General features: G+C 33.5%; 11 protein-coding genes. 10 read left to right on the plus strand and 1 reads right to left on the minus strand.

Annotation, left to right across the window (positions count from 1 at the left end; translation table 11 throughout):
* The 5 genes from NYG85_RS09725 to csx20 form a co-directional block, all read left to right on the plus strand.
* Positions 1 to 1,449, plus strand: a 1,449-nt coding sequence (locus NYG85_RS09725) for a flagellin B (protein ID WP_284938350.1), incomplete at its 5' end; no start/stop codon positions are given.
* 381 nt (positions 1,450 to 1,830) lie between these two features.
* The gene (gene cas6, locus NYG85_RS09730; protein ID WP_284938351.1) at positions 1,831 to 2,643 is read left to right on the plus strand and encodes a CRISPR system precrRNA processing endoribonuclease RAMP protein Cas6; all 813 of its coding nucleotides are present in this window, start codon (positions 1,831 to 1,833) and stop codon (positions 2,641 to 2,643) included.
* Positions 2,640 to 4,163 (plus strand): reverse transcriptase domain-containing protein, encoded by a 1,524-nt coding sequence (locus NYG85_RS09735; protein ID WP_284938353.1) that lies wholly within the window; start codon positions 2,640 to 2,642, stop codon positions 4,161 to 4,163. Before cas6 ends, NYG85_RS09735 begins: the two co-directional genes overlap by 4 nt.
* Before the next feature lie 20 nt (positions 4,164 to 4,183).
* Positions 4,184 to 4,378: a CRISPR-associated endonuclease Cas2 gene (locus NYG85_RS09740; RefSeq protein WP_284938355.1), complete on the plus strand. Its 195-nt coding sequence runs from the start codon at positions 4,184 to 4,186 to the stop codon at positions 4,376 to 4,378.
* A gap of 32 nt (positions 4,379 to 4,410) precedes the next feature.
* Positions 4,411 to 4,791, plus strand: coding sequence for a CRISPR-associated protein Csx20 (csx20, locus tag NYG85_RS09745; protein ID WP_284938357.1), 381 nt, complete (start codon positions 4,411 to 4,413; stop codon positions 4,789 to 4,791).
* On the opposite strand, the gene NYG85_RS09750 is transcribed toward csx20, so the two are convergent.
* Complete coding sequence (locus tag NYG85_RS09750; RefSeq protein WP_284938358.1) at positions 4,772 to 4,906, minus strand: hypothetical protein; 135 nt, start codon at positions 4,904 to 4,906, stop codon at positions 4,772 to 4,774. The genes csx20 and NYG85_RS09750 overlap by 20 nt on opposite strands.
* 101 nt (positions 4,907 to 5,007) lie before the next feature.
* Between NYG85_RS09750 and NYG85_RS09755 the strand changes: the two genes are divergently transcribed.
* From NYG85_RS09755 to csx2, 5 genes are all read left to right on the plus strand, one after another.
* Positions 5,008 to 5,931: a WYL domain-containing protein gene (locus NYG85_RS09755; RefSeq protein WP_284938359.1), complete on the plus strand. Its 924-nt coding sequence runs from the start codon at positions 5,008 to 5,010 to the stop codon at positions 5,929 to 5,931.
* A 1,131-nt stretch (positions 5,932 to 7,062) separates the two neighbouring features.
* Positions 7,063 to 7,296 carry a hypothetical protein gene (locus tag NYG85_RS09760; protein ID WP_284938360.1) on the plus strand — a complete coding sequence of 78 codons (234 nt, stop codon included), beginning with the start codon at positions 7,063 to 7,065 and terminating at the stop codon, positions 7,294 to 7,296.
* A 1-nt stretch (position 7,297) separates the two neighbouring features.
* Positions 7,298 to 7,579 carry a type II toxin-antitoxin system RelE/ParE family toxin gene (locus NYG85_RS09765; protein WP_284938361.1) on the plus strand — a complete coding sequence of 94 codons (282 nt, stop codon included), beginning with the start codon at positions 7,298 to 7,300 and terminating at the stop codon, positions 7,577 to 7,579.
* A gap of 146 nt (positions 7,580 to 7,725) precedes the next feature.
* Positions 7,726 to 9,249 (plus strand): HD domain-containing phosphohydrolase, encoded by a 1,524-nt coding sequence (locus NYG85_RS09770; protein ID WP_284938362.1) that lies wholly within the window; start codon positions 7,726 to 7,728, stop codon positions 9,247 to 9,249.
* Positions 9,250 to 9,264: 15 nt separating this feature from the next.
* A complete protein-coding gene (csx2, locus tag NYG85_RS09775; RefSeq protein WP_284938363.1) occupies positions 9,265 to 10,518 on the plus strand; it encodes a TIGR02221 family CRISPR-associated protein in 1,254 nt (417 codons plus the stop codon).
* Positions 10,519 to 10,526: the final 8 nt, after the last annotated feature.

The raw sequence follows: 10,526 nt of genomic DNA on the forward strand, positions 1-10,526 counted from the left end.
ATCCAAACCGCAGCAGATGACGCATCTGGTCTAGCCATAGCTGATAGTCTAAGAAGCCAAGCATCAGCACTCGGTCAAGCCATCGCAAACGGCAACGACGCAATCGGCATAATCCAAGTAGCCGATAAAGCAATGGACGAGCAACTTAAAATTCTTGATACAATCAAAGTAAAAGCCACCCAAGCCGCCCAAGACGGACAGACATCTAAATCACGCCAAGCACTTCAAGCTGACATCGTTAGATTAATGGAGGAGCTAGATAATATCGGCAATACCACTTCATTTAACGGACAACAACTCCTAAACGGCACATTCTCAAACAAAGAATTTCAAATCGGTGCTTATTCAAACGAAGTAGTAAAAGCAAGTATTGGTGCTACGACTTCGGATAAGATTGGATTAACTAGGTTTGAGAGTTCAAAGCTTTTGACTGCGACAAAAGCTGGTGCTGTTAGCCTTACGTTTTTTAACGTTGATGGTGTAAATAACGTAAAAGTCGCAGCTGCAACAATTGGCACAGGTATCGGTCAGGGGCTTGGTGCATTAGCCGAGAATATAAATAAAGTTTCAAATGAAACTGGTGTTAGGGCTACATTTGATGTTACTTGGACTGGTAAAGTCGCCGTTGCCGAAGGCGATTTGAAAAATTTAAATATTAATGGCGTGATTATTGGTGACCTAAAAGTAAAAGCAGGCGATAGCAACGGCGCCCTTGTAAATGCGATAAACTCGGTAAAAGACCAAACTGGCGTTGAAGCCTCAATAGATGCACAAGGTAGAATGGTATTAACAAGCCGTGATGGCAGAGCCATACAAGCAAAATCAGATGGAAATACTATGTCTTCTGTTTTTGGGTATGGGGCTAAATTATTAGATAAAAAATTAGGTGCGGCTTTGTCAAGCACTTTTGTTGGGCGTTTAAACCTTGTAAGGCTTGATGGACGAGATATAAAAATATCATCTGGTGCCAATGGTGCGGCTGGTGCATTTTCTGTTGCATTTAGTGCTGGTAAAACGGATAGCAACGGCGGTTCTGAACAATCTGTATCTTTAAGAGACGTTCGTGGTCAGATAGATAAAACAGTTGCTGCTGCAATGGGTTTTGCACGTGGCTATCTAAACAGCGGTGCAATGACTTCTAATCAAAGTGCTGGCGTTATGACCCTAAGAGGTGCTATGGCTGTTATGAATATCGCTGAATCAGCACAAAAAACCCTTGATTTTATCCGCTCAGATCTTGGATCTGTGCAAAATCAGCTTGTTGCAACGGTAAGCAACATAACCGTAACACAAGTAAATGTAAAATCAGCCGAGAGTCAAATCAGAGATGTTGATTTTGCAGCTGAGAGTGCAAACTTCTCAAAACGAAATATCCTAGCACAATCAGGCAGCTACGCAATGAGCCAAGCAAACTCAGTGCAACAAAACGTCCTAAAACTGCTACAATAACTACAATTTCTAGCAAACTTCGGTTTGCTAGAAATTCTTTTAATTCTTAAAATTTTTTAAGCTTTTGTGTATTGTTATGAGATATTTAGATTTTTTTACTAAGAGTTTAAAATTTGTTTTTTTGCTAATGTATTAATACCTTAAAACACATTGCATAAATCATCACATAATTCCATAAATTTACGTGCTAAAACACATAAATTTTATAAAATATCGTCTTAAAACATAAAAATATCAATTAAGGCATTTGTATTGTCAAATTTAGATTAGTTTGTTAAAATACAAATCAAAACAATATTAAAAATGGTATTTGTATTAAAAGATTTTTGACTTGCAAAGCTTTTAAATAAAAATACAATCGCAAAAAACAAAAGGACATTTATGCTAAATTACCTAATTTTGCGGGTTTGTGGCATAGATATTAAGCCAAAATATCCGTTTATCGGCTCAACAATTCGTGGAATTTTCGGATACGCACTTAGGCAGGCTTGCTGTGTTTATGTCAATTTAAAATGCAAAGAGTGCGAATTTAAAGGCAGTTGTGCCTATTTTAGCTTTTATGAAAACGAAAAAACTCCAAATTTTAAACTAAATATCAAGCTAAATCAGCCAAACTACGACTTTGAAATTTATCTTTTTGCAGACGCCATAAAACACCTAAAACCAGTCATCATAGCCATAAAAAATATGCCTAGCATCGGACTTGGCGTGAAAAAATTGCCGTTTAACTACAAGCAAATTTTTCTAAATCAAAGCGAGATTACAAACGCAAAAATAGACGATATCACGCCAACTTTTTTAACATTCACGCCCCATTTTAAAGGCGGTAATTACGAGCTAAAAACCATAACCCCACTTCGCATAAAACAAAAAAATATCTACGTTAAAAACTCGCTTGATTTTACAATTTTTATCCGCCAAATAGCGATGAAATTTGGCGAAATTATCGGCGAAGAACAGCCAAAATTTGAAGTTCATTTTGATAAAATTGAGCAAAATTTTAGCTTTTATGATATCACTCGCTACTCAAACCGAAAAGAGCGTAAAATGGAGTTTGGCGGGATTTTTGGCAGTATGAAAATTTACGGACTTGATGAACGCTCGGCCAATTTTTTAGAGTTAGCAACGCTTACAAATATCGGCAAAAGCGTGACTTTTGGGCTTGGCAAGATTAGCGTTAGGCAGCTAAAATGATGGATTTATTTAGCCTAGAATTAGAGCAATTTTTTACCAACGACACCTTTTTAAATGCCACAAAACGGCTAAAACACGTAAGTCTTGGGCTTGATGGACTAAAAATTGATGAAGTTTGTTTTGGCAAATTAAAAGATGAAATTTTATCTCAAACCTACGCCCCGACGCCACTAAAAGAGCTTTTTATCCCAAAAGAGAACAAAAACGAGTTAAGGCACCTTGGCATACCATCATTTAAGGACAAAATCGCCCAAAATATGCTCGCTTTTGAGCTAAATAAGTATTTTGACAAGCTATTTTCTAGCTCATCTTACGCCTACCGACAGGGCAAATCTTACAAAAACGCCGTTTTTCGCGCAAGGGATTTTTTTCGCAAATACTCACACGTGATAAAAACGGACATTAAGGACTTTTTTGAGAGCATAAATCACGAAATTTTGCTTGAAATTTTAAATGTTCACATAGTCGATAAGCGAATTATCAGGTTAATTACGCTTTGGATTAAAAATGGCGAATTTTTAAGATACAGCTACTTTAAGCACCACAAGGGCGTTCATCAAGGCGACGTGCTAAGTCCGCTACTTTCAAACATCTATTTAAATCAAATGGATAAATTTTTAGAGCAAAATGGGCTAGATTTTGTCCGTTACGCCGATGATTTTGTCATCTTTACTGTAAGCGAGCAAGACGCCACAAATACGCTAAAAATGCTTAAAAATTTTCTCTTAACAATAAAACTAAATCTAAATCAAAACAAAACAGCCATACACGATAAATTCAGCGATTTTACTTTTCTTGGGGTAAATTTTAAAGGCGATGAGCTAAGCATAAGCGATGAGAAATTTAGACAAACCCTAGCAAAACTCTCATCACAGATAAAACAACAAGAGATAAACACAGCAATAACCAACCTAAACGCCTACATATCGCACCTAAAAACGATAAAACTTCAACTATTTTCGCCAGAGCAAAAGGAGAATTTCAACGCCCATTTTAACCAAACTATAACAAATCTCGTGCGTAAATTTATAAAAATTCTTGATAAAAAAGCCATAGCAGACGCACTTTTAAACCTAGAATTTGCCTATCCAGTCGCTAACACACTTAAAAAGCAACTCCTGCTTTCATACTACAAAAACGCAAAACTACCACGAGTAAAATCCATAACAGCCACGCTTGAAGCCAAAAAGCGAGAATACCTGCGAAATTTCGCCAAAGATAGTGTCCTTCACGTAACTACGCCATTTTTGTTTTTAGCGATTTTGCAAGGTAAATTTGTGCTAAAACAAAACGGCAAAATCACGCACAAATTCCCAATCTCAAAGATAAACCAAATCATCATAAACACCCAAATTTCGCTTAGCTCAGCAGTAATTTATGAGTGCTCAAAGCGTAAAATTTCTATTGATTTTATAGATGAAAAGACAAATTTAAGCTACGCCACGCTCTTTACTTCAAATAACGCAATACCAAAAAACACGACCTCACAAATCTCAATCCTAAAAACCAAAAAATCGTAGCCCTGCTTGAAGGATACGGCGTGCGTGCAAACTACTCGGTTTTTGAGCTTAAAATCACGCAAAAAGATTATGAGTTTATAAAAGAAAAAATCGCAACTTTGATTGATTTTAAAACCGACAAAGTCCTATTTTATCGTATCTGCCTTAACTGCCTAGCTAAAAGCGAGAGCCTTGGCGATGGTAAAATTTTCGCTCCACTTGATACATATGTTTAATTTTTATATAATTTGTCAAAAAAGGTAGCAAAATGAGAAAATTTTTTATTTTAATGAGCCACAAAATAACCGACACTCAGGTAGAACAAGCCAAAAAGGAATTTGGCGTTAGCGAGTTTATAAACATCTCAGATGATGCTTGGTCTTGCATAAATCCGAGCATTGAAAGCGTAAAACAAAGCACTCAAAAATACAAAGACCTGCTAAAACTAAACGCCAAAAGTGGCGATATTTTGCTGGTGCAAGGCGACTTTGGAGCGACTTTTAATATGGCTAGTTTTGCTAAAAATTTTGGACTAATTGCAATCTATGCCACAACAAAACGAGTAATCAACGAAGTAATCAAAGATGACGGCACAATCGTATCAACTAGGGAATTCAGACACGAAAGATTTAGAGAGTATGAGAGCTAAATTTTGCTCTTTTCGTTTGCGTGAGTAGATTTTTTTTTGACCTAACGACCCTCGTGCCTAAATCTATCCTTCGTTTAGCAAAAGCGACCATATTTAAATCCCTTGTCTTTTTCATTTTTTCTCCTTCTGATTTATTTTTCAGGGCAAATTATAAACTAGATTTTTGACATATTTTGTCATTTTTTTATAAAATATAATCCAAAACAAGGATAAATTATGCAAGTAAATAAAATAGGCTCAGCGCAAAAAGTCTTAGAAATTTTAAAAGCCATAAATGACGGATTAGAGCTTGATATGTCGTTTTTTCAAATGAGCGAGCGAAATAATATAAGATATATAAAAGCCATAAACGAAACTTTTGGCGACATTTGCAAATACGACAAAGAAGCAAATTTATGTAAGCCGATAAAAAAGGGCTTTATAAACCTAAATCCAAGCGTTTTTACGCTAATGGCAATCACTTATGAATTTATGGTTTCAAACAGCAAGCTATTTTCTAACATTGACGATAAGACCAAAAAAGAGCTAAACAAAGCCGTCAAAGAGCTTAAAAAAAGCTATAAATTTATAACCAAGCCATTTGAGAATGTCTGTGCAAAAACAATGCAAATCCTGCAAAACTGCATACTTTTACAAAGGCGAATTAGCCTAATCTACAACGAAAAAGAGCTAATCATAAAACCATATAAAATAGTCTTTATAGATGAGAATTTCTACCTTGCTTGTTTAGATGATGATAGGTTTAAAATGCTTAGAATTTCAAATATAAAAGAGCCAAAAAAGCTTGAAAAATTCAACCATAGCCAGAGTTTTTACATTGATGAATTTATACAAAACGCACTTCAAACGCCGTGGAGTAGCTATGAAAATTTCATTCAAAATAAAACAATCCACATAAAGCTAAAAGTCTTGCCAAACGTGGCTAAATACTTCACAAAAGATAAAAAATTCCTGCCATCTCAAATGATTTTAGACACCCAAAATGACGGCTCAAAAATCATAACCTACGAAGTCAGCGACCTTATGGAGATAAAGCCATTTATAAAAAAATGGATACCATTCATACAAGTCCTAGCCCAGCACGAGCTAAAAGATGAAATTTTAAATGAATTAAAAGAGTATCTAAGGCTAAATGTCTAGCCACTCTATCTTTATGATCTCTATTTCTTGCTTTTTCTCTCCTTTTTTCTCGTAATTATATGGGTTATCTTTGACACAATCTGTCATTTTTCTTAAATTTAGATTCTCGAACTTTCTAAAATTTCAAAATCCCCAAATTTAGGGCTTTTAATTTTCATATAAGTTTTAAAAAGTTCGAAAATCTACTTTTTTACCCTTTTAAATTTTAGATTCTCGAACTTTTGAAATTTTGCCCTTTTTAAAGCCCCTATTTTAGGGCATCTTTTTTGCCCTAAATTTGCAAAAGTTCGAAAACCTATTAAATTTTAAAATTTCAAATTAGATTCTCGAACTTTTACTATCTCGCAAACACCCTAAAATACGATATTTTAAGATTAAATTTAGCAAAATACCCCGTTTTTGAAACTAAAATTTTGTTAGATTCTCGAACTTTTTACAATTTTACGCTACAATCACACCCAAATAGTTCTTTTAAAATTCATTGTTGATTTTTAAGATTGAATTTTAGGCTATTTAACTCGAGTTTCCCCGACTTAGGGGATTGAAACCAGACAGCTCTTGTGTGGCACTACTGATGTGGCTTAATTTAACTCGAGTTTCCCCGACTTAGGGGATGAGCAAACATATCAACAAAATGATATTACGATATCATTTTGTTGGTTTGCGAAAAATGGGATTACTTGTCAATGTAAATTTGTATTAACAGTCAATAAGACTCCGACTTAGGGGATTGAAACTTATTGCCTTCATCACTTCATTATATGGCTTAAAATATTTCGCTCGAGTTTCCCCGACTTAGGGGATGAGCAAACATATCAACAAAATGATATTACGATATCATTTTGTTGGTTTGCGAAAGATAGCAACACCTTGTAAAAATGATTACTATATAATTTTACGAGTTTGCAAAAAAATGGGACTACTTGTCAATGTAAATTTGCATTACTAGCCAATAAAAACTCCGACTTAGGGGATTGAAACTCAAAGTCTTGCCACATACTGTTCCAGTTTACAGAAACAACATTTCGCTCGAGCCTCCCCGACTTAGGGGATGAGCAAACATATCAACACCTTGCAAGAATTTACAATATCATCAAAAATATTGGTATAATTTTCAAAAAAGGAGAATAAATGCAAACAATTAGCATTCAGACTGAAAATAGCAATATCATAGAAGCTATTAAGGCTATTATAGCCCTTGACCCAAAGTCAAGTATAGTTTATGATGATATAAATTTGAGCCAAACAGATAAAAAAGATTTAGAAAAACTAATCAAAGCCGATAAGTGCGGTAAATTAAAATATCAAACCTTTGATGAATTTAAAGCCGAAATGAGAGCTTATGTTAAAAGCATAGGTTCTTAAAATGGATATTATTTTAACAGAGCAATTTAAAGCAGAGTTAAAAATCATATTGGATTTTTATGCAAGTAAGAGCCAAATGGTCGCAAATACTTTTCTTGATGAGTTATTTGAAAAAATTGAGAGTATTGCCTTTATGGCTTATCGTTTTAGAAAAAATAGATATTTTGAAAAAGACAACGTTAGAGATTTGATTTTTAAAGGCTATGTAATCTCATTTATAATTGAAAACGAAACAATAAAAATTCTATCAATATATGGACATAATCTACCAAAAATTAATTAAACTACAAACGCTTTTTAATAAAAGCAAATCAATAAAAACCAAACCACAAATCAACAAAAAACTAAAAAATGCTAACAAAATCCATTAAAAAAGCAAAATTTTAAGATATTTTGCTAAAATCATTCAACTAAAACAAAAGGCAGTCTATGAGCTTTGAAAGCAACAAACAGCTTAATGATATACTAGATATAAACCTAAAAATCGCCGAAGAACAAGACATAGATAAAATTTTAGAGATGATACTAACATACACCAAAAAGCTCACAAACAGCGACGGCGGTTCATTATATATAGTAGATGAAAAAAATCAAAATCTTATATACAAAATCACACAAAATGACAAACTAAATATAAACCTAAAAAATCCGGGTGACTGGGCACCAATACCGCTTTATAAAGATGACAAGGCAAACACTTCAAGGGTTGCTGTCGTGTCTGCGTTAGAAAATAAATTTATAAAAGTTGATGATATTTACAATACAAAAGAATACGATTTTTCAGGCTCAAAAGCATTTGATGAACGCCATAATTACAAAACAAAATCTATGTTAGCACTACCATTGACTAATCACGAAAACGAAGTAATCGGCGTTATACAGCTTTTTAACAAGCTAAACGATAATAAAAGTCCAGTTTCTTTTACTCAAAGAGATGAAAATATCATTAAAATTTTTGCAAAACAAGCTTCAATGATACTCACAAATGCTCAGCTTGTAAAGAGTGTAGATGATTTTATGAACGCCTTTGTAAATGTAATCGCAAAAGCAATAGATGATAAATCAAGCCAAACTAACAACCACATAACAAACATAGCCCAACTTGCCCCAATGATAGCACAAAGCATAAACGACGATAGCTTGGTTTATGCAAATGTAAATTTTAGCCAAAATGACATTAAGCAGATTGAGCTAGCAGCAAAACTACACGATGTTGGCAAAATCACAACCCCTGATTATATCTTAGAAAAATCATCAAAACTTGAATGTATTTATGATAGATTTGAAGCGGTAAAAGATAGGTTTGAGATATTAAAAAGGGACGCTAAGATTGAGTTTTTAGAAAATAAAATCACACAAGAACAATACGATAAAAAGATTACCCAGCTAAAAAGCGACCTTGAATTTATAGACACGCTTAATAAATCAGAAGATTTAATTGAGTCAGCACGCCTAGATGAGATAGCCAGTAAAACCTATCTGCAAGATGATAAAATTTGCCCAATTTTTTCAGAAAGTGAGATAGAAAATCTTAAAATCAAACGTGGTAATTTAACCAAAAACGAGCTAGAAAAGATAAAAAACCACGCCCAGCTAAGCAAAGATATGCTTAAAAACTTGCCATACCCTAAAAAATACAAAGATGTCCTTCATATCGCAATAAATCATCACGAAAAGCTAAATGGCAAGGGCTATCCAAGCGGACTAGCACACGATGAGCTAGATATAAAAGATAAAATACTAATCCTAGCTGATATCTTTGAGGCACTAACAGCACAAGATAGGTCGTATAAATCGCCAAAAACACTTAAAAAGACATTTGAAATTTTAGATGATATGGCTTTTAGGGGTGAAATAGACAAGGATTTGCTTGAATTTTTTAAAACCAGCGACGCACTAAAAGAATACGCTAAAAGACTTCAAGCCGGGCAAATAGATGACTTTTTTAAATAATAATCGGAGGTAAAAATGGCAAAAATTTTAATTAGCTCAATTGGTGTTGGCGGAGGTATCACAGACTACGCCAAAGCAAACTACAAAATAGATGATAAAATTTATAAAGATGAGAAATTTATAGCCAAAGCTTTATGCGAACATATCGGTATTGATAAGCTATTTTTAGTCGGCACAAAAAAGTCAATTTGGGAGGCTGTTTATCAAGATTTTGGTGGCAATTATGAGCTTGGACTAAAAATTCTTGAAGCCAAAGAAAATGATAAATTAGATGAATTTTTACCGATTATAGAACAAATCATAGACACAAAACTAGGCACAAAAGGCTCAAAGTGCTTTGTTATAAAATACGGCTTAGATGATGATGAACTTTGGCAAAATTTTGATAAATTTTTACAAATTGCAAATAATTTTGCTAAGAATGATGAAATTTATATGGATATCACTCACTCGTTTAGATCGCTCTCGCTAATGAGCTTTGTAATGAGCGAGTTTGTCTCAAATTCGCTTGATGATGAGCTTGATATAAAGGGCGTTTATTATGGTATGCTTGAATATTCAAAAGAAAATAATGGCATTACGCCGATTGTAAATCTTAGTATGTTTTTTGAGCTTTTAAAGTGGTCAAAGGCGATACGTGAGCTTAAAAAATATGGTAATGCAAAAGAAATTTTAATGCTACTTCAAAAATCAAACGATGAAGTTGGCAAAGATGTGTTAAATAAATTTAAATCATTTTCTGACTCACTTAGTATGTCAGATATAACATACATTCAGCTTTCAATTAACCAATTAAAAACAAGAATGGCATTTTTTAAAAATAACCATAACAACATATACAGACTTATTAGCAAAGATTTAGAGAAATTTATAGATATATTTAATGTATCAAGCCCATCTTTATTGCAATACAAAATGGCGATTTGGTATTATGAGAGCAAAAACTACTCTATGGCGTATATATTTTTAACCGAAGCGTTTTTAACAGCAGTAGCAGAAAATAACAACACAGACCTACAAACAGAAGAAAAACAAAAAAAAGTAAAAAAAATAATAAATAAAAGAGCAAACAACAATACACATAAAAAAAATACACATAAAAAAGATAACGAATACGACATATATTTTAAAATAAAAAACATAAGACACTCAATAGCTCACGCACTAGATTTAGAAAATAGAAAAACAAAAATAACACCAAGAGAAGCCATTGAGAATTTACCACTTTACATTGAAAAAGTAAAAGTGCTATTTAAGGACAAAAATTAAGAGATTAA

The sequence above is a fragment of the Campylobacter gastrosuis genome (assembly GCF_030249845.1).
Classification (GTDB): Bacteria; Campylobacterota; Campylobacteria; order Campylobacterales; family Campylobacteraceae; genus Campylobacter_A; species Campylobacter_A gastrosuis.